At 72.2% G+C, this 24,198-nt stretch carries 24 protein-coding genes; 9 read left to right on the plus strand and 15 right to left on the minus strand.

Going from position 1 to position 24,198, the window contains the following annotated elements; all coding sequences use genetic code 11:
• Positions 1-48: 48 nt before the first annotated feature.
• Positions 49-999: a DnaJ domain-containing protein gene (locus tag AAME72_RS19085; protein WP_348788100.1), complete on the minus strand. Its 951-nt coding sequence runs from the start codon at positions 997-999 to the stop codon at positions 49-51.
• A 126-nt stretch (positions 1,000-1,125) separates the two neighbouring features.
• On the opposite strand from AAME72_RS19085, the gene AAME72_RS19090 reads away from it, so the two are divergent.
• The gene (locus AAME72_RS19090; protein WP_348788101.1) at positions 1,126-1,512 is read left to right on the plus strand and encodes a glyoxalase superfamily protein; all 387 of its coding nucleotides are present in this window, start codon (positions 1,126-1,128) and stop codon (positions 1,510-1,512) included.
• A 123-nt stretch (positions 1,513-1,635) separates the two neighbouring features.
• Here the strand turns inward: AAME72_RS19090 and AAME72_RS19095 are convergent, their stop codons facing one another.
• From AAME72_RS19095 to AAME72_RS19120, 6 genes are read right to left on the minus strand one after another with little or no spacing between them, the layout of a single operon-like run.
• Positions 1,636-2,514, minus strand: coding sequence for a prenyltransferase (locus AAME72_RS19095; RefSeq protein ID WP_348788102.1), 879 nt, complete (start codon positions 2,512-2,514; stop codon positions 1,636-1,638).
• Positions 2,511-2,855 carry a lycopene cyclase domain-containing protein gene (locus AAME72_RS19100; RefSeq protein WP_348788103.1) on the minus strand — a complete coding sequence of 115 codons (345 nt, stop codon included), beginning with the start codon at positions 2,853-2,855 and terminating at the stop codon, positions 2,511-2,513. The genes AAME72_RS19095 and AAME72_RS19100 overlap by 4 nt, the downstream gene beginning before the upstream one ends.
• A complete protein-coding gene (locus AAME72_RS19105) occupies positions 2,852-3,175 on the minus strand; it encodes a lycopene cyclase domain-containing protein (protein ID WP_348788104.1) in 324 nt (107 codons plus the stop codon). The genes AAME72_RS19100 and AAME72_RS19105 overlap by 4 nt, the downstream gene beginning before the upstream one ends.
• Entirely contained in the window at positions 3,172-4,773 is a 1,602-nt protein-coding gene (crtI, locus tag AAME72_RS19110) for a phytoene desaturase family protein (protein ID WP_348788105.1), read from the minus strand. The genes AAME72_RS19105 and crtI overlap by 4 nt, the downstream gene beginning before the upstream one ends.
• Positions 4,770-5,669: a phytoene/squalene synthase family protein gene (locus AAME72_RS19115; protein WP_348788106.1), complete on the minus strand. Its 900-nt coding sequence runs from the start codon at positions 5,667-5,669 to the stop codon at positions 4,770-4,772. The genes crtI and AAME72_RS19115 overlap by 4 nt, the downstream gene beginning before the upstream one ends.
• Positions 5,666-6,793, minus strand: a complete 1,128-nt coding sequence (locus tag AAME72_RS19120; protein ID WP_348788107.1) for a polyprenyl synthetase family protein — start codon at positions 6,791-6,793, stop codon at positions 5,666-5,668. Before AAME72_RS19120 ends, AAME72_RS19115 begins: the two co-directional genes overlap by 4 nt.
• 78 nt (positions 6,794-6,871) lie before the next feature.
• Between AAME72_RS19120 and AAME72_RS19125 the strand changes: the two genes are divergently transcribed.
• The gene (locus AAME72_RS19125) at positions 6,872-7,432 is read left to right on the plus strand and encodes a MarR family transcriptional regulator (RefSeq protein WP_348788108.1); all 561 of its coding nucleotides are present in this window, start codon (positions 6,872-6,874) and stop codon (positions 7,430-7,432) included.
• On the opposite strand, the gene AAME72_RS19130 is transcribed toward AAME72_RS19125, so the two are convergent.
• Positions 7,410-8,915: an SDR family oxidoreductase gene (locus tag AAME72_RS19130; RefSeq protein WP_348788109.1), complete on the minus strand. Its 1,506-nt coding sequence runs from the start codon at positions 8,913-8,915 to the stop codon at positions 7,410-7,412. The two genes, AAME72_RS19125 and AAME72_RS19130, sit on opposite strands and share 23 nt — an antisense overlap.
• Before the next feature lie 74 nt (positions 8,916-8,989).
• Between AAME72_RS19130 and AAME72_RS19135 the strand changes: the two genes are divergently transcribed.
• Positions 8,990-9,331 (plus strand): ATP-dependent DNA ligase, encoded by a 342-nt coding sequence (locus AAME72_RS19135; protein ID WP_348788110.1) that lies wholly within the window; start codon positions 8,990-8,992, stop codon positions 9,329-9,331.
• An 89-nt stretch (positions 9,332-9,420) separates the two neighbouring features.
• Here AAME72_RS19135 and AAME72_RS19140 read toward each other — a convergent pair whose 3' ends face one another.
• The gene (locus AAME72_RS19140; protein WP_314146350.1) at positions 9,421-10,332 is read right to left on the minus strand and encodes a sigma-70 family RNA polymerase sigma factor; all 912 of its coding nucleotides are present in this window, start codon (positions 10,330-10,332) and stop codon (positions 9,421-9,423) included.
• A 287-nt stretch (positions 10,333-10,619) separates the two neighbouring features.
• Here AAME72_RS19140 and AAME72_RS19145 point away from each other — a divergent pair, with 287 nt between their 5' ends.
• A complete protein-coding gene (locus tag AAME72_RS19145) occupies positions 10,620-12,023 on the plus strand; it encodes an MFS transporter (RefSeq protein ID WP_348790176.1) in 1,404 nt (467 codons plus the stop codon).
• 86 nt (positions 12,024-12,109) lie between these two features.
• Here the strand turns inward: AAME72_RS19145 and AAME72_RS19150 are convergent, their stop codons facing one another.
• Positions 12,110-13,081 carry a DNA topoisomerase IB gene (locus AAME72_RS19150; protein ID WP_348788111.1) on the minus strand — a complete coding sequence of 324 codons (972 nt, stop codon included), beginning with the start codon at positions 13,079-13,081 and terminating at the stop codon, positions 12,110-12,112.
• Complete coding sequence (locus AAME72_RS19155; protein WP_348788112.1) at positions 13,078-14,019, minus strand: Ku protein; 942 nt, start codon at positions 14,017-14,019, stop codon at positions 13,078-13,080. Before AAME72_RS19155 ends, AAME72_RS19150 begins: the two co-directional genes overlap by 4 nt.
• 75 nt (positions 14,020-14,094) lie before the next feature.
• Here AAME72_RS19155 and AAME72_RS19160 point away from each other — a divergent pair, with 75 nt between their 5' ends.
• Positions 14,095-16,584 carry an ATP-dependent DNA ligase gene (locus AAME72_RS19160; RefSeq protein WP_348788113.1) on the plus strand — a complete coding sequence of 830 codons (2,490 nt, stop codon included), beginning with the start codon at positions 14,095-14,097 and terminating at the stop codon, positions 16,582-16,584.
• A gap of 16 nt (positions 16,585-16,600) precedes the next feature.
• Here the strand turns inward: AAME72_RS19160 and AAME72_RS19165 are convergent, their stop codons facing one another.
• On the minus strand, positions 16,601-18,124 hold the full coding sequence (locus AAME72_RS19165) for a phosphatase PAP2 family protein (RefSeq protein WP_348788114.1): 1,524 nt from the start codon (positions 18,122-18,124) through the stop codon (positions 16,601-16,603).
• Positions 18,125-18,205: 81 nt separating this feature from the next.
• Between AAME72_RS19165 and AAME72_RS19170 the strand changes: the two genes are divergently transcribed.
• Together AAME72_RS19170 and AAME72_RS19175 are read left to right on the plus strand one after the other, a co-directional pair.
• The gene (locus AAME72_RS19170; protein ID WP_348788115.1) at positions 18,206-18,649 is read left to right on the plus strand and encodes a hypothetical protein; all 444 of its coding nucleotides are present in this window, start codon (positions 18,206-18,208) and stop codon (positions 18,647-18,649) included.
• A 44-nt stretch (positions 18,650-18,693) separates the two neighbouring features.
• Positions 18,694-19,995, plus strand: a complete 1,302-nt coding sequence (locus AAME72_RS19175; protein WP_348790177.1) for an MFS transporter — start codon at positions 18,694-18,696, stop codon at positions 19,993-19,995.
• 69 nt (positions 19,996-20,064) lie between these two features.
• Here AAME72_RS19175 and AAME72_RS19180 read toward each other — a convergent pair whose 3' ends face one another.
• Entirely contained in the window at positions 20,065-20,700 is a 636-nt protein-coding gene (locus AAME72_RS19180) for a putative glycolipid-binding domain-containing protein (RefSeq protein ID WP_348788116.1), read from the minus strand.
• A 5-nt stretch (positions 20,701-20,705) separates the two neighbouring features.
• Complete coding sequence (locus tag AAME72_RS19185) at positions 20,706-21,218, minus strand: DUF664 domain-containing protein (protein WP_348788117.1); 513 nt, start codon at positions 21,216-21,218, stop codon at positions 20,706-20,708.
• Positions 21,219-21,262: 44 nt separating this feature from the next.
• Here AAME72_RS19185 and AAME72_RS19190 point away from each other — a divergent pair, with 44 nt between their 5' ends.
• Positions 21,263-21,733 (plus strand): anthrone oxygenase family protein, encoded by a 471-nt coding sequence (locus AAME72_RS19190; RefSeq protein WP_348788118.1) that lies wholly within the window; start codon positions 21,263-21,265, stop codon positions 21,731-21,733.
• Between the two features lies 1 nt (position 21,734).
• On the opposite strand, the gene AAME72_RS19195 is transcribed toward AAME72_RS19190, so the two are convergent.
• Entirely contained in the window at positions 21,735-22,889 is a 1,155-nt protein-coding gene (locus AAME72_RS19195) for a citrate/2-methylcitrate synthase (RefSeq protein WP_348788119.1), read from the minus strand.
• A gap of 51 nt (positions 22,890-22,940) precedes the next feature.
• Between AAME72_RS19195 and AAME72_RS19200 the strand changes: the two genes are divergently transcribed.
• The gene (locus AAME72_RS19200; protein ID WP_348788120.1) at positions 22,941-24,152 is read left to right on the plus strand and encodes a citrate synthase; all 1,212 of its coding nucleotides are present in this window, start codon (positions 22,941-22,943) and stop codon (positions 24,150-24,152) included.
• Positions 24,153-24,198 lie beyond the last annotated feature (46 nt).

A 24,198-nucleotide genomic window follows, 5' to 3' on the forward strand; every position in this document is an offset into this window, starting at 1 on the left:
CTCTGACGCCGCTGAATCACGATTCGAGGTGAATCGGGGAAAGGGACGTCACACGAAGCGGACGGCCTCCTGCAGCCGTGGGCGCAGCTCGAAGGCGCGGTCGACGCTCTCGCGGCCGGCCGCGTTGGCGCCATCCCGGAGGATCTTCGGCAGCAGCGAGCGGCGCACGAGCAGGGAGCCCGCGAGCCGTCCGCGCTGCACGACGTCGAACGGCACCGCGAGGGCGTCGTCGGGTACGACGACGATGTGGCCCGTGAAGCGGACGCCGGCCTGGCGGCCGAAGCTCTTCGCGGAGTGGTAGAGGTCGCGCAGCGGCTCCTCGTCGCGCGGGATACCGGGGCCGACGACCTCGCCCTTGGCGAGCTTCACCTCGCCGCCCCAGTCGGCCGAGCGGATCGCGAACAGCCCGGCCGGGCCGAGCACGATGTGGTCGAGCTTGGCATCGCTCGCCGGGTGCACGGCGACGTCGTTCCAGATCGTGAAGCCGATGCCGAGCGAGGAGACGGCACGCGCGGTGGCCTCCTCGGCGAGTGCGACGGCCAGCAGCTGCCGGATCTCGCGCGGGGCGGAGCGCACGAGTGCGGGATCGTACGGGTCGGCGGGCTCGGCGCCCCGGCCCATCCACTCGCGCATGAGTGTCAGGAAGCGCTCCCTGGCCTGACCGCCGGGATGGCCGTAGCTGCGCGGACGGACGGTCGCGCCGCCGCGGGACGAGGACCGCGTCGGGTGCACCGTCGCGCTGAAGCCGCCGGAACCGGACTCGCCCGAGACCGCGTCCATCACCAGGGACTCGCCGCTGTCGTAGCGGGCGCGGTCCTGCGGATCGCCGACGAGCTCCCACGCCGCCTGCACGGCCTGGAACGCGGCGGCGGTGCCCCCGGTGTCGGGGTGCGTCTCGCGCGCGAGCCGCCGGTAGGCACGGCGCAGCTCCTCCTGGCTGACGGTCGAGCTGACGCCGAGGATCTCGTACGGGGTCGGCGCGGCCGGACTGTCGCTCATGGCTGTCGAGACTAGCGTGCGCCGCCGAGGATTCGCCGGATTCTCATTGCGGCCGGAAACTGACCGCTATGCCGCATAGCCTCGAGGTGCAGCACGAGAAACCGACACCGAAGGAAGGCACAGACCATGACGATCAGCGACTGGCGCATCGAGCTCATCATCGTTCCCGTGACCGACGTCGACCGGGCGAAGGAGTTCTACGTCGACAGGCTCGGCTGGAACGCCGACCACGACCACCGCGTCTCCCCCACCCTGCGCTTCGTGCAGGTGACGCCTCCCGGCTCCGCATGCTCGATCTCGTTCGGCGAAGGGCTGACGGACATGGAGCCCGGGACCATGAAGGGGCTGCAGATCGTGATCCCGGATGCGGATGCCGCGCTCGAGCACCTGACCGCGAACGGCATCGAGGCCGAGGGTGTCGCGGACCTGGCCTGGGGCCGGTTCGTGACCTTCACCGACCCGGACGGCAACGGCTGGAGCCTCCAGCAGCTGGTCCGGCCGGAGGCGGGCTGACCCGGACGTCGACAATTCCGGAGATCCTCCCCGACGCGCCGCCCCAGTCTCCGGAACTCCGGTCATTCCGCGGGTTCCGGCCCGCATTCTCCGGAGTCGCCGACAGCGGGTGGCGCGGCCGGATCAGCCGAGCGCGGAGAGGATCAGCAGCAGCGTCACCACGAACCCGCACGCGTAGTTGATCCAGAGGAAGCGCCACCAGCCCCGGTTGGCGGCGCTCGCGCGCGCATCGGGAAGGTTCCAGTACGGCATGGCGGTCGCGATGTACGGCAGCGCGAGCGCCGCGGCCAGCGGGCCCGGCCACGGCGTTCCCAGCATCGCCATCCCGGCGACCGCCCACGCCGCGATCGCGAAGCGCGTGGTGCCGGCCGCGCCGAACGCCGTCGCGATGGAGGCGATGCCGGCCTCGCGGTCCGGCACCACATCCTGCACGGCCCCGAACGCGTGGCTGCCCATCCCCCACAGGAAGAATGCGGCCAGGATCAGCCAGAGCGCGGGCGTGAACGTCGCACCTGCGAGCACGAGACCGTACAGCGCGGGGCTCGCGAAGTGGATGCTGGAGGTCACCGAGTCGAGCACCGGCACCTCCTTGAAGCGCAGCCCGCGCACCGAGTAGGCGAGGACGGCGAACACGCTGCCCGCGAGCACGAGCCAGGACAGCGGCGAGCCGACCGCGACGAGGTAGACCAGGAACGGGACGTTCGTCGCGGCCGCCGCGACCAGCGTCCTCCTGTGCATCCCCGGGTCGAGCAGCGCACCCTCCGCTCCGCCCTTGCGCGGGTTGCGCAGGTCGGACTCGTAGTCGAACACGTCGTTCACGCCGTACATCGCGAGGTTGTACGGGACGAGGAAGTACAGCGTCCCGATCACGAGCGTGAGGTCGACGTGCCCGGTCGTCAGCAGGTACGCGGCCGCGAACGGGAACGCGGTGTTGATCCAGCTGAGCGGGCGTGACGCGAGCAGGAGCTGCCGTGCGGGGCGCACCGCGGTGGTGGCGGTCATCCCGCGCCTCCATCCCGGCGACGGCGCCTGCGACGGCGCCCCGTCAGCAGCCAGAGCGCGGGCAGCAGGACGAGCGCCGCCAGCGGGTAGGCGAAGTCCTCGACGGGCACGAGGCCCACCCGCAACCCGGAGGTCGTCGCGCCGGAGTAGGTCATCAGCCCGACGCCGATCATCACGTTGTCGAAGACAGCGGTGAGGACCGCCAGAAGCGCGCCGGAGACGAGCGCGGGCAGCCACCAGCGGCGCATGAGGTCCACCCGGTCACGGCGCGTGGCCAGCGCGATCGCCAAGACCACGAGGGCGACGGCGAGGAAGGCGAGGCTGATCAGCGCGTAGGTCACGACCGTCTCCCCCGATCGAGCAGCGCGCGTGTCCCGGAGAGCAGGACGAGGGTGAGATAGCAGAGAAAGGTCAGGAAGAAGAGCTCCTCCACCGGCAGCTCGGGGGCCACATCCACACCGCTGAGGAACGGGGACGCGCCGCGCGCGAACACGCCGGACGCGATGCCGACCGCGTCCCACGCCAGGAAGAACAGCAGGCCGATCACCAGCACCAGCGTCGCGCGCCGCGCGTCCCGCCAGAACACCAGGCGGAACCGGCGATCGAGCAGCACCATCGCGCCGAGGGCGAGCACCAGCGCCGCCAGGTAGAGCAGGTTCACGGCACCCGCTCTCCGGCCGGCACGAGACGCAGCGGCTCGGCGAGCGGACCCGCCCCGACGTCCCCGCGCAGCCGCTTGACGACGAGCTCCGCGCTGATCAGGCACATCGGCAGCCCGATGCCCGGGATGGTCGAGCAGCCAGCGTAGAGCAGGCCGTCGACGCGGCGCGACACGTTGCCCGGGCGGAAGAACGCGCTCTGGCGGAGGGTGTGCGCGGGCCCGAGTGCTCCCCCGCTCCAGGCGTTGACGTCGGCGGCGAAGTCGCCGGGGCCGACCGTGCGACGCAGGATGACGCGGTCGGCGAGGTCCGGGATGCCCGCCCAGGCGGAGACCTGTGCGATCGCCGCGTCGGCGGTGCGCTCCACGAGACGGTCGCCGTCCCCGTCGCGTCCGCCGACGCCGATGGAGACGTCGGCAGGAACGGGCACGAGCACGAACAGGTTCTCGCAGCCCTTCGGCGCGACGCCGGGATCGGTCGCACTCGGGCGGCAGACGTACAGCGATGCGGGATCAGGGATGCCGGGGTCGGTGCCGAAGATCCGCTCGAAGTTCTCGTCCCAGTCCCTGGTGAAGAACAGGCTGTGGTGGGCGAGCTGCGGAAGCGCGCCGCGCACGCCGAGCATCACGAGCACCGCGCCCGGGCCCGGATCGCGTCGGTCCCAGCTCTCCTCGGGGTGGCTTCGCAGCTCCTCCGGCAGCAGGGCCGTCTCGGTGTGGTGGAGGTCGGCGGCGGAGACCACGACGTCGGCGTCAACGGCGTGCTCGGCACCGGTCGCATCCTCATAGGTCACGCCGGTGACACGGGCGCGGCGCCGTCCGGCCTGCTCCGTCCGGATGCCGGTCACCCGCGCGCCCGTGACGAGCTCCGCACCCGCTTTCTCCGCGAGATCGACGACAGCGTCGATGAGGGCGGAGAAGCCGCCGAGCGGATAGCGGACGCCGTCGTCGAGGTCGAGGTGGCTCATCAGGTGGTACATGCTCGGCGCGCGCTTCGGCGAGGTGCCGAGGAACACCGCGGGGTAGCCGAGGATCTGGCGGAGCCGGGTGTCGTGCACCGTCGCCGCCGCGCGCCGGTCGAGCGACTCGAGCAGCAGGCGCAGGAGCCTGCCGCTGCGGGCGAGCACCTCCCTGGACAGCAGCGGGCGGTAGGAGGCGAACGTCGCGTACAGGAATCGGTCGACGGCGAGCCGATAGGTCTCTCGCGCGCTCGCCAGGTAGCGGTCGAGCGCCGCGCCGGCCCCCGGCTCGACGCTCTCGAACAGGGCGCGGTTGGCGGCGCCGTCCGCGCGGACGTCGAGCGGCGGGTCCCCGTCCTCCCCGAACACGCGGTAGCCGGGGTCGAGCGTGACGAGGCGCAGCTGCTCGGCGGTGCTGGTGCCGAGGAGGCGGAAGAAGTGGTCGAACACCTCCGGCATCAGGTACCAGGAGGGCCCGGTGTCGAAGCGGAAGCCGTCCGCCTCCCAGCGTCCCGCCCGTCCGCCGAGCTCCCTGCGCTGCTCCAGCAGGGTGACGGCGTGACCCTCTCGAGCCAGCAGCGCGGCCGTGGCGAGGCCGGCGATCCCGCCGCCGATGACGACGACGCGGCGGCGGCCGGTCATCGCAGGGTTCCCGCGGTCGCGCGCAGGAGGACGGCGAGCTTGACCCGGGCGGGGACGCTGACGCGCTGCTCGAGCAGGTCGGGCGCCGGGGTGGCGCGGATGCGGTCACTCAGCTCGGCGAAGAGGCCGTGGGCGGCGAGGATGGCGCGCCGGCAGTTGTCCGGCAGCTCCGGGATCGCGTCGGCGGCGGCCCCCAGGTCGCAGTCGATGTCGACCACGAGCGCGAGCTTCTGCCGCTCGGTGAGCCGTGCGGGGTCGATCCCCGGGAAGTAGCTGCGGCCGAGCTCGGTGTAGTCGACGGCGAGGTCGCGCAAGAAGTTGATCTTCTGGAAGGCGGAGCCGAGACGTCTGGCGCCGTTCTCGAGGCGGCGGCGCGTCGCCTCCGGCACCGGGGAGTCGTGCAGGAACACCGCCAGGCACATCAGCCCGACCACCTCTGCGGACCCGTAGACGTACTCGCGCAGCTCCTCCGCGCTGAAGTCGACAGGGCTCAGATCGCGGCGCATGGAGGCGAAGAACGGGCGGGTCAGCTCCACGCCGATGCCGCAGGAGCGCGCCGTCGCCGCGAACGCGTGCACGACGACGTTCGCGCTGTAGCCGGTGCGCATCGCGCGCTCGGTGTCGGCCTCCAGCGCGTCAAGCAGCTCGCGCTGGTCGTCGACGCCGAGTCCGGCCTCCGCCGCCGCGCCGTCGACGATCTCGTCGGCGACCCTGACCAGCGAGTAGACGTCCTCGACGCAGGGCCGGACCTCCGGCCCGAGCAGCCGCGTCGCCATGCTGAACGAGGTCGAGTACTCGTGGATGATCGTGGCGGCGCTGCGCCGCGCGGCCTTCGTATAGAGGGTGAGATCGCTCGGCGGCGCCTGCACCGGTGCGGCGGGGGCGGTGCGGGTCATGCGATCCTCCCGACGCAGGAGCGGGCGACGACGGTGAGCTCGGCGGCGAGGGCGGCGGGCACCGCGGGCGAGTCGAGGGCGTGGATCGCCGCATCCACGTGCTCGTGGAGAAGGCGCTCGACGAAGCCGCGGGCTCCGCACTCCTCCAGCGCGGACGCGATCCCGGCGGCCTCCGCGCGGCCGAGGTCGGGCCGGCCGAAGCCGTCCGCGATGACCGGCCAGGATGCGGTGCCGCGCGCGAAGGCGACGAGCGTGGTCTGCTTGCCCTGCCGCAGGTCGCTCACCACGCTCTTGCCGGTGACTGCCTCGCTGCCGAAGACGCCGAGCAGGTCGTCGCCGAGCTGGAATGCGACGCCGACGAGCCTGCCGTACTCGGCGAGCACGTCCAGCAGGTCGCCCTCGCGATCGGCGGCGCCCGCCAGCAGCACCCCCGCGACGAGCGGGCCTGAGACCGAGTACTCGGCGGTCTTGCGCTCGGTCATGGCCAGCACCTCGGCGATCCCGGCTCCGGACATGCCGGTGGAGAGGCCGACATCGGCGAGCTCGCCGGCCGCGGTGACGGAGACGGCGCGTTCCAGCACGTCCATCAGGCGATCCCTGACCGAGGCGGGCGCGTCGATCCGAGCCACTTCGGCGGTCGCGGCGTGCAGCAGCAGGTCGCCGGCGAGGATCGCGGCGGACTCCCCCCAGAGCCGGGCCCGGGGAAGCCCGGCTCCGCGGAAGAGCGCGTCCGCGGTGAACTCGCCGGCGACGTTCGGGCGGCCGCGGCGCACGGTGTCGCCGTCGATCACGTCGTCATGGAGCAGGAAGGCGGTGTGCAGGAGCTCGAATGCGACCGCGACGCGGACCGCGGACTCCCGCGCGGCCGACGCACGCTGCGCTCCGCCGAGACCGTGGAAGGCGGTGAGGGTGAAGCGCGGCCGCAGCCGCTTGCCTCCTCGTGTCGCATCCCACGCGGACTCCCACAACCGGCGGTAGGCGTCGCCGTGCGCGGCGGCCTCGGGCGCTCGCGCGGCGAAGAAGGCGTTCAGGCGCTCATCGACCTCGGCGAGCGCCGACGCGGCCAGCGCGACCACGTGGCTGTCGTGCGCCTCCGGCGGCGCCATCGGGTGGAGCTGGGTCATGGTCTCCGGCCCTCCCTTGTCTAGCCAAGTTAGTAAATAACTTAGCACGCTTCTTACAGGTGGGAATAGGATGTGCGCATGAGTTCCAAGGACGACGCGCAGCGCATCTCGGCGTCCCTCATCGACCCCCGCGTGATCGACCCCCGGCAGGAACTCGTCCGCCACGACGACCTCGACGACGATGAGCTCGACCAGATCGTCCGGCTCCTCGGCGCCATCCGCGGGTGGCGCGAGGCCGAGCAGCGGCTCAGCTTCGTCTCCCGCAGCCACATGAAGCTGAACGAGACGGACATGAAGGCGCTGCGGTACATCATCGCGTCCATGAACGCCGGCGTCCCGGTGACCGCCGGGGCCCTCTCCGACCACCTGCACGTCTCGACCGCGTCGGTGACCAAACTGCTCGACCGGCTGGAGAAGGCCGGGCACGTCGTGCGCAGGCCGCACCCCACCGACCGCCGGGCCGTGACCGTCGAGATCACGCCGGAGACGCACCGGGAGGTGCGCAGGACGATGGGCCTCCAGCATGCCCGGCGCTTCGAGGTGGCCAAAGCGCTGACCCCCGCCGAGCGGGAGACGGTCACCCGCTTCCTCGACGACCTCAGCGCGACCACGCTGATCACCGCTCCTCTCGACTCGTGAGCGGCTGCGTCGCGAGCGGCTGGCGACCGCCCTCCGCCTCCAGCACGATGCGGTTCGCCATCCCGTTGAAGATCACGCCGTGGAACGGCAGGATCGCGAACCAGTAGAGCCGCCCGGACAGCCCGCGCGGGAAGAACACCGCGCGCTGCCGGTAGCGGGAGCCGCCGGCGCGCGGCTCGACCCCGAGCTCCAGCCACGCCCGGCCCGGCACGCGCATCTCGGCGCGCAGCCGCAGCCGGGAGCCGCGTTCGAGGTGCTCCACCCGCCACCAGTCCAGCGCGTCCCCGGTCTGCAGCCGGTCCGCGTCCCGTCGCCCGCGCCGCAGCCCCACCCCTCCGACCACCTTGTCCGCCCAGCCGCGCAGCGCCCAGGCCAGCGGGAAGGAGTACCAGCCGCGCTCCCCTCCGATGCCCTCGATGACCCGCCAGACCTCCTCGGGAGCCGCCCGGCTGTCGCGCTCGCGCACGTCCGTGTACACGGTATGGCCGGACCAGTCCGGGTCGCTCGGCAGCGGATCGCTCGCCGCTCCCGCGACCGACGCGTCCTGCCAGCTCGTCTCGACGCTGCCCGCGCGCATCCGGGCGAGCGCGAGCCTGACCGCTGCGCGGTAGCCGGTGAGGCCACCGGGCGGAGCCGGGATCACGTCATCGATGTCGTGCTCCCGCATCACGCAGTCGTACTGCAGCGACTCGATGATCGGCACGGCGAGCCCGCGCGGGATCGGGGTGACCAGGTTGACCCACTGGGACGCGAGCCACGGTGTGAAGACCGGCAGGGACGCGATCGGCCGCTGCGGCAGCCCCGCCTCCACCGCGTAGCCGTTCATCATCTGGCCGTAGCGCAGGATGTCCGGCCCGCCGATGTCGAACGCGCGGGACACCTCCGGCGGCAGCCCCGCGGCCTCGATCAGGTAGTGAAGCACGTCGCGGACGGCGATCGGCTGGATGCGGTTGCGCACCCAGCGCGGCGCCGGCATGTACGGCAGCACCTCGGTGAGGTGCCGGATCATCTCGAACGAGGCCGACCCGGACCCGATCACGACGCCGGCCTGGAGCACGACGGTCGGCACCCCCGAGTCGAGCAGGATGCGGCCGACCGCCACCCGCGAGCGCAGGTGCCGGGAGAGCGCGCCGTCCGGGTGCAGGGCGCCGAGGTAGACGATCCTGCGCACACCGGCGTCGCGCGAGGCATCGGCGACCGAGCGCGCGGCGGCCGACTCCTCCTCCTCGAAGTCGCCCTTGGCTCGCATCGCGTGCACCAGGTAGTACACGGTGTCGACGCCGTCCACCGCCGCTGCCACCGCCTCCCGGTCACCCAGGTCGCCCTGCACCACCTCCACCGCGCCCGCCCAGGGCACGTCGGTGAGCTTCTGCGGCGAGCGCACCAGCACACGCACCCGGTGGCCGCGCTCCAGCAGCCGCGGGACCAGCCGGCCCCCGATGTAACCGGTCGCCCCGGTGACCAGGATGTGCTGCGCGTTCACGGCGCGACCATCCACCCGCGCGTCGCGCAGGTCGGGAATACAAGTTTTTGGATCGCGTCGGGTACGGTTTCGACATGGGCAAGCTTGTGTACGGCGGGACGACCGAGATCGGATTCGAGGATCGCGTTCTCGCGCACCTGCAGATCGTGGTCGGCTTGAAGCTGCGGCGCAAGGAGGGCTTCTTCTTCTCCTGGCGCGACGAGCAGGGCGTCGGCGACGGCCGCAGCGCGATCTGGATCGATCCCGCGATCCCGCTGCTGTTCCGCTACAGCGGCGGCCGGATGCCGAAGATCAACAAGAGCTGGCTGGAGCAGCTGACGCTCTCCTCGAACAGCGCGCAGGGCCTGCAGCTGACCGAGGAGATCGGCGCGCTCGGCGCCGACGAGGTCGACGCGGACGCCCCTCCCGGGCGCTGACCGGGCGGGCCGCCTCGCGGCCGCCGCGCACACGAAGAACGTCGTCGATCCGCGCGGACCGACGACGTTCTCCATGTTCTCAGGCGCGCTCAGCGCAAGTACTCGAGGAGTTCCGGCGAGCGCAGGCGCTTGAGGCTGCGGGTCTCCAGCTGGCGGACGCGCTCGCGCGTGATGCCGTAGACCTCGCCGACCTCGTCGAGCGTCATCGGCTTCTGACCGTCCAGGCCGAAGCGCATCCTGACCACCTTGGCGTCGCGGGGCGGCAGCTCGCGCAGGCGCTCCTCCAGGTCGCGGTGGCGGAACTCCACCTCGACGGACTCCGACGGACCGGGGGCGTCGCCGTCCTCGATCAGGTCGCCGAGCTCGGCGCCCTCGTTCTCGCCGACGGGCACGGCCAGCGACACCGTCTCCGAGTCGCTCATCTGCAGCTTGTGCACCTCGGCCGGGGTGAGGTTGGCGGCCTCCGCCATCTCCTCCAGGGTGGGCGTGCGGCCCAGCTCTCCGCCCAGGTCGCGGCGGATGCGGTCCAACTTGTCGATCTTCTCCACGGTGTGCACCGGGATGCGGATCAGGCGGGCGGTGTCCGCGATGCCGCGCAGGATGGACTGGCGGATCCACCAGGTGGCGTACGTGGAGAACTTGTTGCCGGTGCGGTAGTCGAACTTCTCGACGGCGCGCACCAGGCCGAGGTTGCCCTCCTGGATCAGGTCCATCACCGCGAGTCCGCGTCCGGCGTAGCGCTTGGCGATGCTGACGACGAGGCGCAGGTTCGCCTCGATGAAGCGCTCGAACGCGCGCTTGCCGTCCTCCTCCAGGTAGCGGAGCTCCCGCTTCTCCATCGGGGTCAGCCCCGGACGCGTCGCCAGACGCTCCCCGGCCAGCACACCCACTTCGATCCGCTTCGCGAGCGCGACCTCTTCATCGGCGGTCAGCAGCCGCGTCCGCCCGATCGAATTGAGGTAGTCGCGCACCGGATCATTCGTCACTTCGAGCACTGTCATCGTGTCATCCCTTGCGTCTGGTACAGCAGTACTTCTGCCTCGATTCCGATCTCAGAGTAGGCAGATTGCACTCTCCCCCAACAAGGGGTTGACAGCCGCCGGAGGGCTCGCTAAGCGTGTCGGCGCCTACCTCCCCGGCCTCCGCGCTGTCAAGGCCCTGCCTGGTCAGGAGCACATCTCGTACCGTTCCAACCGTGAGCACACATGCATCCGATTCCCGGGCGATGTCCAACAAGACCGGAGCGCCCAGGGAACTCAAGACGATCAAGACCCGCATCCCGGCGCGAATGGACCGACTGCCGTGGTCGCGCTTCCACTGGCTCGTCGTGATCGGGCTCGGCACGGTGTGGATCCTCGACGGGCTCGAGGTGACCATCGTCGGCGCGATCGGCAGCCGGCTGACCGAGCCGGACTCGGGGCTCGGGCTGACCACCGGCGAGGTCGGGCTCGCCGCGGCGATCTACGTCGCCGGAGCGTGCACGGGGTCGCTGGTGTTCGGCTACCTGACCGACCGGTTCGGGCGGAAGAAGCTGTTCATCATCACGCTCGGCCTCTACCTGCTCGCGACGGTGCTCACCGCGTTCTCGGTCGCGCCGTGGATGTTCTTCGTGTTCCGCTTCTTCACCGGCGCCGGGATCGGCGGCGAATACGCCGCGATCAATTCGGCGATCGACGAGCTCATCCCTGCCCGGCGCCGCGGCGTCGTCGACCTCGCGATCAACGGCTCCTACTGGCTGGGCACGGCGTTCGGCGCGGTGCTCACCGTCTTCCTGCTCAACACGGCGATCTTCCCGGCCGACATCGGCTGGCGCATCGCCTTCGGCCTGGGCGCCGTGCTCGGGCTCGTCATCCTGCTGGTGCGCAAGAACGTGCCGGAGTCGCCGCGCTGGATGTTCATCCACGGTCGCGACGAGGATGCCGAGAAGGTGGTCGACGAGATCGAGCACGGCATCGAGGAGGAGAAGGGCGCGCCGCTGGAGACGGTCGGCGACGACCGCGCCATCGAGATCCACCAGCGCCGCACGACCGGCTTCGGCGAGATCGTGCGGGTGGCCGTCACGCAGTATCCGAAGCGGTTCGTGCTCGGCCTGTCGCTGTTCATCGGCCAGGCGTTCCTCTACAACGCTGTGTTCTTCACCTACGCCCTCGTGCTGACGAAGCTGCTCGGCGTGCCTGACGACGTCGCCCCCTGGTCGCTTGTACCCATCGCGATCGGCAACTTCCTCGGGCCGCTCGTGCTCGGTCACCTCTTCGACGCCATCGGTCGCCGGTTCATGATCACGCTGTCCTACGTGGGCTCCGGCGTGCTGCTGGTCGGAACGGCCATCCTGTTCGGTTCGGGAGCGCTCGACGCGTTCTGGCTGACCGCGTGCTGGATGGTCGTGTTCTTCCTCGCGTCGGCCGGCGCGAGCAGCGCGTACCTGACGGTGAGCGAGATCTTCCCGATGGAGACCAGGGCGATGGCGATCGCGTTCTTCTACGCGGTGGGCACCGGCCTCGGTGGCATCATCGGGCCGATCCTGTTCGGCCAGCTGATCGGCGGCGGCATCCAGGCGGTCGCCATCGGCTACTACATCGGGGCGGGGCTGATGATCGCGGCGGGCCTGGTGGAGCTGTTCCTCGGAGTGGACGCCGAACGCAAGTCGCTCGAGGACATCGCCGCCCCGCTCTCCTCGTCCGCCAAGGGCTGACCGGCCCCGCGCCGGCCGGCCGCCGAGCACAGGGAAAAGGTCGCGGATCCGCTCGATTCGCGACCTTTTCCCTGTGCTCGGCGGCGTCAGGAGGTGGCGAGGAGCTCGAGGAGGGCGGGCTCGGGGGCGCGGCCGCCGCTGGTGTCGATGACCTCGCCCTGGCGGTAGCGGTCGAAGACGCGCGGGTCGATGTAGCTGTTGCGCGCGATCGCCGGCGTGTTCCCGAGGGCCTGAGCCGCCTCGTCGACTGCGGCGCTCACCCGCTTCTTGCGCTTGGCCTCGGTGTCCGCCGTGCCGAGCTCGGCCAGCGCCTTCGCGGCCACGATGGTGCCGTGCAGCGTCCGGAAGTCCTTCGCCGTGAACTCGCCGCCGCTCTGCCGGCGGATGTACTCGTTGAGCGACGCGGGCCGGATGGAGTGCCAGGTGCCCTCCTTCCAGGAGAACAGCCGCGACCGCGCGCCGCGCAGCGCGACGATCTCGCCGAGCAGCGCCGCCAGGTCCTCGTCCTCGATGGTGCTCGCCCACTTCTGCGCGGACTTCGCCGGGAAGGTGAGCGTGACCGCGTCCCCGTCGATCTGGGCGTGCCGGCACAGCAGCGTGGTCAGCCCGCGGCTGCCGTTGGCGTGCAGGTACTCCTCGCTGCCGATCCGCAGCGATCCCAGGTCGATCACCCGGAAGGCGGCGGCCAGGATGCGGTCGCGCCCGAACCCCTCCGAGCGCAAGTCCATCGTCACCTTGCGCCGGGCCGCAGGGAGCGTCTCCGCCAGCTGGGACGCGCGCTCGAACTTGATGCGGTCCTGATGGATGCGCCAGGACTCGTGGTAGAGGTACTGCCGCCTTCCCGCGCCGTCCGTGCCGACCGCCTGGATGTGACCGCGCGCGTCCGGCGAGATCCACACGTCCTGCCAGGCCGGCGGGATGACCAGCGAGCGGATGCGCTCCAGCTCGCGCTCGTCGACGATCGGGTTACCGGCCTCGTCCTCGTACACGGGCCCCTTCGCCGTCGACCGGCGCGCGTATCCCGGACCGGAGGGGTCGCTTCGTCGCAGCCGGGTCACGCGGGCTTCTTGGCCTTCTTCGCGGGCGCCTTCTCGGCGGTCGTCTTGGCCGTGGCCTTCCTGGCGGTGGACTTCTTCGCAGTGCTCTTCGCGGCGCCGGTCTTCGAGGCACTCGCCTTCGTGGCGCCGCCCGTGCCGCTCTCCTTGCCCGAGCGGCTGCGCTCCACGCTGCGCTGCAGCGCCTCCATCAGGTCGATGACCTCGCCGCCGCCCTTCTTCTCGGTCTCCTCCTCGCCGAAGGTCGCCGCCGTGTCCACGCTCTCGCCCTGCTCGAGCTTGGCGTCGATCAGCTTGCGCAGCTCCTCCTGGTACTCGTCGGAGAACTTCTCCGGCTCGAAGTCGCCGGCGAAGCTCTCCATGAGCGCGGCGGAGAGCGACAATTCGCGGTCGGTGATGCGCGGGCTGGACTCGAGCGATGGGAAGTCGGCCTCGCGGATCTCGTCGTGCCAGAGCATCGTCTGCAGCACCAGCACGTTGCCGCGCACCCGGAGCGCGCCGAGGCGTGTCTTCTGGCGCAGGGCGAAGTTCACGATGGCGGTGCGGTCCTCGTCCTCCAGCGTCTTGCGCAGCAGCGCGTACGCCTTCAGCGACTTGGAGTCCGGCTCCAGGTAGTAGCTGCGGTCGAACATCAGCGGGTCGAGCTGGTCGTTCGGCACGAACTCCACCACGTCGATCTCCCGGCTGCGCTCGGCCGGCAGCGACTCCAGATCCTCCGGGGTCAGGATGACCGTCCGCTCGCCGTCGTCGTACGCCTTCGCGATGTGCTCGTACGGGATGGTCTTGCCGTCGATCTCGCACACGCGCTTGTAGCGGATCCGCCCGCCGTCCGCGTCGTGCACCTGGTGCAGCGCGACGTCGTGGTCCTCCGTGGCGCTGTAGACCTTCACCGGCACGTTGACCAGACCGAAGGTGATCGCACCCGTCCAAATGGCCCTCATGGCACCATCGTGTCCGCGGAATGCATGTTTATCAACAGGTGATCGTGCACGAGGTCCCTGGCGTACGGTACTCGCATGGCTGCTGAGGACACCGAGACGGTCTCGATCGGGGGGCACCGGCTGAGGCTGACCAACCTCGACAAGGTGCTGTATCCGGAGACCGGCACGACGAAGGCGGACGTGATCGCCTACTACAGCGCGATCGCCGACGTGATGATCCCGCACGTGCGCGACCGGATCGCGACCCGCAAACGGTGGGTGCACGGCGTCGGCACCCCCGAACATCCCGGGCAGGTGTTCTTCCAGAAGAACCTCGACCCTGCGTCCACCCCGGACTGGGTCGTCCAGAGCACGGTCACGCACAAGACGAGCACCAACAGCTACCCGCTCGTCAACGACGAGGCGACCCTGATCTGGCTGGCGCAGATCGCGTCGCTGGAGATCCACGTGCCGCAGTGGCGCGTCGGGAAGGGCGGCGAGCGCCGCAACCCGGACCGGCTGGTGCTGGACCTCGACCCCGGCGATGGGGTGACGCTCGCCGACTGCGCCGAGGTCGCCCGCTGGGCGAAGGCCATCCTGGACGACATGGGGCTCGACCCGATGCCGGTCACGAGCGGGTCGAAGGGCATCCACCTGTACGCCGCGCTCGACGGCTCGCAGACCAGCGACCAGGTGTCCGCCGTCGCGCACGAGCTGGCGCGGGCGCTGGAGGCCGACCACCCCGACCTCGTGGTCAGCGACATGAAGAAGACGCTGCGCGTGGGCAAGGTGCTCGTCGACTGGAGCCAGAACAACGGAGCGAAGACCACGATCGCCCCCTACTCGCTGCGCGGTCGCTTCCACCCGACCGTCGCCGCGCCGCGGACCTGGCGTGAGCTCGCCTCGAAGGACCTGCGCCACCTCGACTACACCGAGGTGCTGCAGCGGGTGAAGCGGCGGGGTGACCCGCTCGCGGACCTGTCGGCGGGGTCCGCGAGCGCCGCGGGTTCCGTGGGAGCGGCGGCCGGCGGCGACCGGCTGACCACCTACCGGTCGATGCGCGACGCGGAGAAGACGCCGGAGCCGGTGCCGCTCGAGGTGAGCCCGGACGCGGCGGACGGACGCTCGTTCGTCATCCAGGAGCACCACGCCCGGCGCCTGCACTGGGACTTCCGGCTGCAGCACGACGGCGTGCTGGTGAGCTGGGCGCTGCCGAAGGGACCGCCGACCGACCCGAAGCAGAACCACCTCGCCGTGCATGTGGAGGACCACCCGCTGGAGTACGGGACGTTCGCGGGCGACATCCCGCACGGCGAGTACGGCGCCGGTCACGTCGACATCTGGGACCACGGCGAGTACGAGCTGGAGAAGTGGCGGGACGACGAGGTGATCGCGACGCTGCACGGCCAGCCCGACGGCGGCCTCGGCGGCGAGCCGCGGAAGTTCGCGCTGATCGCGACGAAGCAGGGCGGCGACGAGAAGAACTGGCTGATCCACCTGATGAAGGATGCGGCGACCCCGCCGGCGAACACCGGGTCCCGGGGCAGGAAGAAGGACGCGGCACCGGCCGGCCGGAAGACCGCGGCCACCGGCGGCACGCCGGCCGGAGAGCCCATCACCGGCAAGCCGGTCTCCCCCATGCTCGCCACCCTCGGCTCGCCGGGCGAGATCCACGATGAGGACGACTGGGCGTTCGAGATGAAGTGGGACGGGATCCGCGCGATCGCCGAGATCCGCGGCGGCGTGCTGCGGCTGACGACGCGCAACGGCAACGACGTGACCCGCACCTACCCGGACCTCGGCGGGCTGGTCGACATCGCCGACGGCCACGACCTCGTGCTCGACGGCGAGATCGTCACGTTGACCCGGCAGGGCCGACCCGACTTCGGGCTGCTGCAGACCAGGATGGGCCTCACCAGGCCCGCCGAGGTGGAGGCCGCCGCGAAGCGCGCGCCCGCGCACTACATGGTCTTCGACATCCTGGAGCGCGACGGCGACGACCTACGGAAGCAGCCGTACGACGACAGGCGCATGGCGCTGCGGGAGGCGGTCCGGCCGCCGAAGAGCGATCCGGTGCAGGTGCCGCCGGCGTTCGACGGCGACCTGGCGCACGCCGTCGCCTCGAGCAAGGAGCTGGGGCTCGAGGGCGTCGTCGCGAAGCTGCGGGACAGCACATACTCGACCGGGCGGCGCTCGCGCAGCTGGATCAAGATCAAGCACCACCGCACCCAGGAGGTCGTGATCGGCGGCTGGACGCCGGGCAACGGGCGCAGGGCGAACACGATCGGCGCGCTGCTGCTCGGCATCCCGGACGGCGACGGCCTGCGCTACGTCGGCAAGGTGGGCACGGGCTTCACGGACACAATGTTGGACGACCTGACCGCGAAGCTCGGCGCGCACGAGCGGAAGACGTCCCCCCTCGATGGCGTGCCCTCCGCCGACGCGCGCGGCGCGCACTGGGTGCGGCCCGAGTACGTCGGCGAGGTCGAGTTCGCCGAGTGGACCGGGACCGACCGCCTCCGGCAGCCGTCGTGGCGCGGCCTGCGCCCGGACAAGCGCGTCGACCAGGTGGTGCGCGAGGGCTGAGCCGGCCGCTGCCGCGCTATGGGGCGTAGACGCGGAGGGCGCCGGGGAGCAGTGTGAGCCGGAGCCGTTCGCCCGGGGTGTCGGTGGCCGCCTCGCCGTCGTGGGCGTAGCCGGGGTCCTCTCCGCGGGAGGCGATGGTCAGCTCCTGCGCGGTGAAGCCGTCGATGACGGGCGGCCCCTGCAGGAACGGCAGCCGAGCGACGAGCGTGTCGGCGCGTCCGCCGAACGCGAGCGCAACGGCACCGCGCGTCTTCGGCTTTCCGCCCGCCTCCAGGATGCGCACATCCAGCAGGCCGTCGTCGAGCCTGCGGCGCTCGATGGGCGCGACGGTGACCGGGTAGTACCGGTCGACGCCGACGAACACCGACCAGATCGTGCGCGCCCGGCCGTCCACCTCCACCTCGAACGGCTCGCTGCGCCGCAGCACCCGCACCGCGGCGATCAGCGCGGCGAGCGGCTTGCCCCAGCGGCCCTCGTGGCGCTCGCGCTCGGCGACGAACGCGGGATAGACGCCGATGGATGCGGTGTTCAGCACCGTCCGCCGCTCGCCCGTCGGGAAGGCCAGCTCGGCGGCGTCCACCGCGCGGCCCGTCCCGGCGGCGAAGGCATCGAGGGCGGTGTCGAACGTCTCCAGCCCGGCGGCCTTCGCGAAGTGGTTGAAGGTGCCGCCGGGCAGCACGAGGAGCGGGAGGTCGGCGAGGCGCGCCTCGTGCGCGACGGCGCCGACCGATCCGTCGCCTCCCACGATGCCGAGCGCGGCGGGCGGGGTGGCTGCGGCGAGGCGGTCGCGGATGAGCGCCGCGATGTCGTCGCCGTCCTGGAGCACGTGGACGTCGGCCGCCGGGAGCCGCTTCGCGAGCAGCGGCGCCGGGTCCGGCCGACCGAGGCCCTTGCCCGACCCGGGGTTCACCAGGATGAACAGCCCGGCGCCGTCGGCGAGCACGGGCAGGTCGACCGTCCCCGCCGTCGGCGCCGGGGTCGGCACGAGCGGCCGTGCGGAGGTGACCGCCTTGATCGCGAGCGCCGCCCCCGCGCCGATCGCGGCGCCGCCGACGACGTCGGAGAACCAGTGCGCACCGGTGTGCAGCCGCGAGTAGCCGACGCCCGCCGCGAGCGGCGCGAGCGCTGCCCCCGCGGCCGGGGAGCCGAGCGCGACGCCGGTGGTGAAGGCGACCGCGCTGGCCGTGTGGCCGGAGGGGAACGACGGCGAGGTCGGCGAGCGATCCAGCCGGCGCGAGACAGGGATGGAGGTGAGCGCAGGGCGCTGACCGCCCAGCAGCCGCTTCCCGACGACGTTCGCGACCAGGCTGGCGAGGCCAAGCGAGGCGAGCCCGCGGGCCGCGGCCTTCGGCTTGCCGAGGGCGACCAGGACCCCGGCGGCGGCGAACCAGAGCTTGCCGTGGTCCGCGGCGCCGGTGAACAGCCGCCAGAACGCGTCCGCTGCCGGGCCGGTACGGCGGGCGTTGATGCGACGGGCGACGGCCTCGTCGATGCGGGCGATGCGGCGCGGGAGCGGCGGGCGGCGGCGGGATGCGGGCATGCCCCCACCGTAGCCCCGCCCCGTTCGCGGCCGCCGTTGGAGGTTCGCGGGAGCGGGCGCGGCGGCGGTAGGATCGTCGTCGTGAGCACGCACCTGACCGCAGAGAACACGACCGCAGCCGATCAGACCGTCGTCGACGACGAGAACGGCGGCCTCGTCCGCAGCCTCAGCGCCACCCTTCCGACGGCGCTCGGCAACCTGATCGCCACCGTCGTGGTGCTGGTCACGATCGTGCTCGGCATCTGGAGCCTCGTCGCCACGTGGAGCGGCAACCCCGGCTCCGCGCTGCCGTTCTTCCAGATGGTCGTCGCCGGCACGGTCGTGAGCCTCAACGCGATCTACGCGCGCCGCACCTTCAGCTACGTGATCACGCTGATCGGCGCCATCCTCTGGCTCTGGGTGTCCGTCACCCCGTTCCAGCCGTTCTGGCAGGTGCTGCTGCAGTCGCTGACCGTCACGCTCATGCTCGCCGGCGTCGTGTTCTCCACCGCCGCGGTCGCGCTCAGCAAGAAGCCCCGCTTCTGAGTCCCGAGCAGACGCCGGACACCAAGGAGCCCGACGATACGACGCTGGCGCGCCGGCGCCACTTCGTCGACCTCAGCCCGCTGAGGGAGTCCCCCGCGTTCGCGCGGCTCTGGCTCGGCGGCGCGATCTCCGGCATCGGCGGCCAGATGACCGTGGTCGCGGTCGGGCTGCACATCTACGACCTGACGCACTCCACGCTCGCCGTCTCCTTCGTCGCGCTGTTCGCGCTCGCGCCGATGATCGTGTTCGGCCTGTACGGCGGTGTGCTCGCCGACGCGTTCGACCGCAGGACGGTCGCGCTCGTCACGGCGATCGTCGCCTGGGTCTCCACCGCAGGGATCGCGCTGTTCGCCTGGTTCGACGTGCAGGTGGTCTGGCCGCTCTACGTGCTGACGACGATCAACGCGGTCGCCACCGTGATGATCGGCGGCACCCGACAGGCGATCACCCCGCGGCTGCTCCCGGCCCGCCTGCTGCCGGCGGCGAGCGCGCTCGGCGGCATCGGGATGGGCGTGATGGTCACCGTCGGGCCCGCGCTCGCCGGCCTCCTGGTCGCCAGCGTCGGTATCCCGTGGACGTACACGATCGACGTCCTGCTCTTCACCGCCGCTTTCCTCGGCATCTTCACGCTGCCCTCGATCGTGCCGGAGGGCGAGCGGCAGAGCGCCGGGCTCTCCTCGGTGCTGGAGGGTCTGCGCTTCCTGCGCACGGCGCCGAACCTCAGCATGACCTTCGTGCTCGACGTGATCGCCATGACCTTCGGTCAGCCGCGCGCGCTGTTCCCCGCGGTCGGCGCGCTGCTGATCGGCGGCGGCCCGGTCACCGTCGGCATCCTGACCGCGGCCGGCGCCGTCGGGACGCTGCTCTCCAGCGTCTTCTCCGGGCGCCTCGGCCACGTGCGCTGGCAGGGCCGCGCCGTCGAGCGGGCGATCATCGTCTACGGCGCCGCGATCCTCGGCTTCGGGATCGTGCTCGCCGTCGTCGCGTCCACCGGCACGACCGGCGGCGGCACCTCCATCGCCCAGGCGAACCTGCCCGCGCTCATCCTCGCCACGCTGCTGCTCGCGGCGTCCGGAGCGGCGGACAACGTCAGCTCGATCTTCCGGATGACGATCCTGCAGGCCTCCGCCCCCGACGTGATGCGCGGACGGTTGCAGGGCGTCTTCACCGTGGTCGTCACCGGCGGTCCGCGGCTCGGCGACCTCTACGTGGGTCTGCTCGCCCTCACCGGCGCGCTCTGGTTCCCGCCGCTGCTCGGCGGCCTCGTGATCGTGGTGCTCGTCGCGACGATCGTGCGCGTGCAGGGCGCCTTCCGTCGCTACGACGCCCTCGCCCCCACGCCGTAGTCCGCGCGCCGTATTCCGCGCGTCCGGGGCGCACCGCCCCGTGAGCCTGGGCGGCGGCAGGCGGACGCCTCAGCGCGGGTGGATGCGGCGGGCGAGTCGCGGGTAGTCGACGACCAGGCCGTCCTCGTCCACCGTCAGGTCGGCGGCGAAGCCGGACCCGACGCTCCGGTAGCGCACGACGCTGCGTCCGGAGGCGGGATCGAACGGATCGGCTGCGCTGTAGGCCTGCCTGCTGGCGGTGACCGCGAGCGACGGCAGGTCCACCCACGCCATCGTCAGCTCGGTCTCCGGCAGCCCGCTGCGGGCGTCCAGCCGCAGGATCGGCATCGTGTTGGTCACCGGGCAGAGGGCGAGGTCGCAGTCGAGCGCGTCGTCCAGCGACGCGGGATGCGCGGCTCCCGGATCCGGCATCCGCTCGCCGTGGTAGTCGGCCTCCCCGTGCGCGTACGTCTCGGTCGTCCAGCGGCCGTGGCCGTCCCGCTCGAGCACGAGCCAGCGGGTGAAGCCGCGGCCGGCGACCGATACGGAGAGACGCGACGTCACCCAGTCCGCCCCCGTCTCGAGCGCCCAGCTCGTGACGTAGTCGGTGGTCCGCGACGTCCCGAGCGCGTCGAGCCGGTCGGGCGCGAGCGTGACGACGGCCGCCTCCAGCCGTTCGGGGTCTTCGTCGCCGCGCCACTCGACGTGCCGCACCGCTCCGCGCATCCCGCTCACCTCCGCTCCAGCACGCCGCGCACGTATGCGGCCTGCCCGATGTGCTGCAGGTCGTCCGAGATCACGCTGACCAGCCGCACCGCGAGGGTCACGGGCGGGTCCCAGGACCGGTCGACGACGCGAGCGAGGCCGTCGTCGGTCAGGCCGGCGAGGAACTCCGCGGTTCGCGCGTGCACCGCGGCGTGGTATCCGGCCAGATCGCCGGCGCTCACCGCGGCGAGCGCGGCCACGTCGGAGGAGTCGTGCCCGTAGCCCGTGTCGGCGGTGTCGAACGGCAGGCCGAAGCGGTCCGCCCAGCCCTCCTCGGTCCACGCCTGCTCGCGGCCGGCGACGTCGGAGACGTGGTCGTCCTGGATACGGGTCAGGTGCCAGACGAGCCAGGCGATGGAGTTGGCGTCCGGGTCCAGTCGGGCGGCGAGCGTCTCGGCGCCCAGCCCGCGCACGGTGTGCCGGACGGTCGCGGCGATGCGCCCGAAGGCGTCCGTCAGCAGATCGGTGGCAGCGGTCACGAGTCCTCCCTGCGGTCTTCTGCCCGAAACGATACGCTCACGCCATGCAGACAGCGACGACCATCGTGATCGCCATCGCCGCCCTGACGACCGCCGCGGCCGGCGGCGTCTACCTCGGATTCAGTGCCATGGTGATGCCGGCACTCGCCCGTTCGCGCGACGCGTCCGCCGCGTCGGCCGCGACGATGAACCGCATCAACGTGCGTGCGCCGCGCTCCTCGTTCATGCTCGCCTTCCTCGGCTCGGCGCTCGCCTGCCTCGCCTCCGGCGTGCTCGTGCTGGGCCGACTGCCCGCCCTCGACGCGGTCCTCGCCCTCGCCGGGGCGCTGCTCGGCGTCGCCGGCTTCCTGATCACGGCCGGCGTGAACGTCCCGCTGAACAACCGGCTCGCCGCCGCCGGAGACGACGCGGCGGCGTTCGCCGCGTTCGAGGGGCCGTGGCGCCGGGCGAACGCGGCGCGCGGCGCGGCCTCACTTCTCGGCGCCGCCTCGCTCGTCGCCGCCATCGCCGTCTGAGTCAGGCGGCCGGAAGCGGCACGGGCGCCGCCGGTCCAACGTAACGCGCGGACGGCCGCACGATCTTGCCGTCCGCGGCCTGCTCCAGGATGTGCGCGCTCCAGCCGACCACCCGGGCCGCGGCGAAGGTGGCCGTGAACATCGAGCGGTCGACCCCGCACAGCTCCATCACCACACCCGCGTAGAACTCGACGTTGGTGTGCAGCTCGCGGCCGGGTTTCAGCTCCGCGAGCAACTCCTGCACCCGGCGCTCGACGGTGACCGCGAAGTCCACGCGCTCCCCGCCGAAGCCCTCGGCGACCTCGCGCAGCATGCGTGAGCGCGGGTCCTCCGTGCGATACACGGCGTGGCCGAAGCCCATGACGCGGCCGCCGGAGGTGACGGCGCGCGTCACCCATGCGTCGATGCGCTCGGGCGTCCCGATCGCGTCCAGCGTCTCGAGCGCCCGGCTGGGCGCGCCTCCGTGGAGCGGGCCCGCGAGCGCGCCGAGCGCGCCGCCGACCGCGGAGGCGACGTCGGCGCCGGTGGAGGCGATGACCCGCGCCGTGAAGGTGGAGGCGTTGAAGCCGTGGTCGATCGCCGCGGTCATGTAAGCGCTCAGCGCGTGCTCGTGCGCCGCGTCCGGCACCGCGCCGGTGAGCTGGTAGAGGTAGTTCGCGACATGGCCGAGGTCGTCGCGCGGTTCCCGTGGGTCCGCGCCGTTCGCGAGCGCGTGCAGCGCCGCCAGCAGCACGGGCGAGACGGCTGCGACGCGCACGGCGTCCTCCAGGCGGGCCGCCTCGTCCTCGTCGTAGACGGGCCGGGCGCCGTCCGCTGCCGACACGGCGGCGAGGGCCATCCGAAGTCCCGCGAGGGCGTCGTCCCCGGCCAGTCCGGCGATGGCGGGGAGCAGGTCGCGCACCGCGTCCGGGATCCGGCGCGCGGCGGCGACCCGCTCGCGGAACGCGGTCAGCTGCACCGCGTCCGGCAGCTCGCCGAACAGCAGCAGGTACCACGCCTCCTCGAACGTGCGCCCGGTCGCGAGGTCGATCGCCGAGTACTGGCGGTAATGGTAGAAGCCCTCGTGCCCGCGCACGTCGCCGAGCCGGGTGCTGGCGGCGACGACGTTCGTCAGTCCGCGCGGGACGTCGATCAGGGTGTCGTTCATGCGGTCCATGACGGTAGTCTCAACGTGGATCGAGCCTGCGTCAACGTTGATTGGATCAATATGCAATCCCTCCCCCGGCTGACCGCCGAGCAGACCGCCGAGCGCCTCGGTGTCAAGCTCGAGACGCTGTACGCCTACGTCGCGCGCGGTCGGCTGTCTCGGGAGCGGACGGCGGACGGCTCCACCTTCGACGCCCTGGAGGTGGAGCGCTTCGCGTCCTCACGCCGGCGCAGCCCCGCCCCCGGCGCGCGCCATGGCGAGGGCCGGCCGCTCATGGTGATCGAAACGGACTTCGCGCTCATCGAGGACGGCGAGCTCTACTACCGCGGCCGTGCCGCCACCGAGCTCGCCGACGAACCGTTCGAGACGGTCGCGCGCTGGGCGCTCACCGGACGCTGGGAGGCGGACGCACGGTTCTCCCCCGGCGCCGGGCTGGATGCGGCCCGCGCGGCGGCGGCCGCGCTCCCGCCGGGCGCCGGGGACCGCGACCGCCAGCTCGTCGCGGTCACGGCGCTGGCCGCTGCGGATCCGCTGCGCACCTCCCTCGACCCGGCCGACGTGGCCGGAGCCGCCGAACGGCTGGTCGCCGGGATGGTCGCCGTGCTCCCGTCCGGAGCGGCGGACCCGGCCGGGACGTCTCTCGCGAGCGCCCTGTGGTCGCGGCTCTCGCCGCAGCCCGCGCGTGCGGGCAGCGTCCGCACGCTCAACGCGGCGCTGGTGCTGCTGCTCGATCACGACCTCGCCGTGTCCACCCTCGCGGCGCGCGCGGCGGCGTCGGCACGGGCGACACCGTACGCGGTCGTGGTCACCGGGCTCGGCGCGCTCGACTCGCCGCTGCACGGCAACGCCAGCCGAGCGGCGCACCGTCTGCTGTCCCGCGTCATCGGCGGGGACGAACCCGCGCGGGCGGTCGCCGACGCGGTCGTCGACGGCCGCGGACCGCTGCCCGGCTTCGGCCAGCCGCTGTACCCGTCCGGCGATCCTCGGGCGCGCATCCTGCTCGGGATGCTCTCCGAGGATCCCGATGCCGCGCCCGTGGTCGACGCCGTGGAGCGGGTGTCTGCGGTGCTGCGCGATCGCACCGGCGCCGAGCCGAACGTCGACCTCGCACTGGCCGCCCTGTCGCTGGCGGGCGGGATGCGCGACGACGCCGGGGAGGTCGTCTTCGCGACCGCGCGCTCCGTCGGCTGGATCGTGCACGCCATCGCCGAGTACGCGGAGCGCCCGCTGCGCCTCCGCCCGGTCGGCCGCTACGCCGGTCCCTCCGCCTGACCCGCCGCGCCGACCCACGAGGCCGCCGAGCACAGGGAAAAGGTCG

This window comes from Leifsonia sp. NPDC080035 (assembly GCF_040050925.1).
GTDB lineage: Bacteria > Actinomycetota > Actinomycetes > Actinomycetales > Microbacteriaceae > Leifsonia.

What these genes read in the sequence shown, in the direction of transcription:
- AAME72_RS19085 (WP_348788100.1), bottom strand. Translation starts at nt 999, where the DNA reads ATGAGCGACAGTCCGGCCGCGCCGACCCCGTACGAGATCCTCGGCGTC.
- AAME72_RS19090 (WP_348788101.1), top strand. Translation starts at nt 1,126, where the DNA reads ATGACGATCAGCGACTGGCGCATCGAGCTCATCATCGTTCCCGTGACC.
- AAME72_RS19095 (WP_348788102.1), bottom strand. Translation starts at nt 2,514, where the DNA reads ATGACCGCCACCACCGCGGTGCGCCCCGCACGGCAGCTCCTGCTCGCG.
- crtI (WP_348788105.1), bottom strand. Translation starts at nt 4,773, where the DNA reads ATGACCGGCCGCCGCCGCGTCGTCGTCATCGGCGGCGGGATCGCCGGC.
- AAME72_RS19115 (WP_348788106.1), bottom strand. Translation starts at nt 5,669, where the DNA reads ATGACCCGCACCGCCCCCGCCGCACCGGTGCAGGCGCCGCCGAGCGAT.
- AAME72_RS19120 (WP_348788107.1), bottom strand. Translation starts at nt 6,793, where the DNA reads ATGACCCAGCTCCACCCGATGGCGCCGCCGGAGGCGCACGACAGCCAC.
- AAME72_RS19125 (WP_348788108.1), top strand. Translation starts at nt 6,872, where the DNA reads ATGAGTTCCAAGGACGACGCGCAGCGCATCTCGGCGTCCCTCATCGAC.
- AAME72_RS19135 (WP_348788110.1), top strand. Translation starts at nt 8,990, where the DNA reads ATGGGCAAGCTTGTGTACGGCGGGACGACCGAGATCGGATTCGAGGAT.
- AAME72_RS19140 (WP_314146350.1), bottom strand. Translation starts at nt 10,332, where the DNA reads ATGACAGTGCTCGAAGTGACGAATGATCCGGTGCGCGACTACCTCAAT.
- AAME72_RS19145 (WP_348790176.1), top strand. Translation starts at nt 10,620, where the DNA reads ATGGACCGACTGCCGTGGTCGCGCTTCCACTGGCTCGTCGTGATCGGG.
- AAME72_RS19155 (WP_348788112.1), bottom strand. Translation starts at nt 14,019, where the DNA reads ATGAGGGCCATTTGGACGGGTGCGATCACCTTCGGTCTGGTCAACGTG.
- AAME72_RS19160 (WP_348788113.1), top strand. Translation starts at nt 14,095, where the DNA reads ATGGCTGCTGAGGACACCGAGACGGTCTCGATCGGGGGGCACCGGCTG.
- AAME72_RS19165 (WP_348788114.1), bottom strand. Translation starts at nt 18,124, where the DNA reads ATGCCCGCATCCCGCCGCCGCCCGCCGCTCCCGCGCCGCATCGCCCGC.
- AAME72_RS19180 (WP_348788116.1), bottom strand. Translation starts at nt 20,700, where the DNA reads ATGCGCGGAGCGGTGCGGCACGTCGAGTGGCGCGGCGACGAAGACCCC.
- AAME72_RS19190 (WP_348788118.1), top strand. Translation starts at nt 21,263, where the DNA reads ATGCAGACAGCGACGACCATCGTGATCGCCATCGCCGCCCTGACGACC.
- AAME72_RS19195 (WP_348788119.1), bottom strand. Translation starts at nt 22,889, where the DNA reads ATGGACCGCATGAACGACACCCTGATCGACGTCCCGCGCGGACTGACG.
- AAME72_RS19200 (WP_348788120.1), top strand. Translation starts at nt 22,941, where the DNA reads ATGCAATCCCTCCCCCGGCTGACCGCCGAGCAGACCGCCGAGCGCCTC.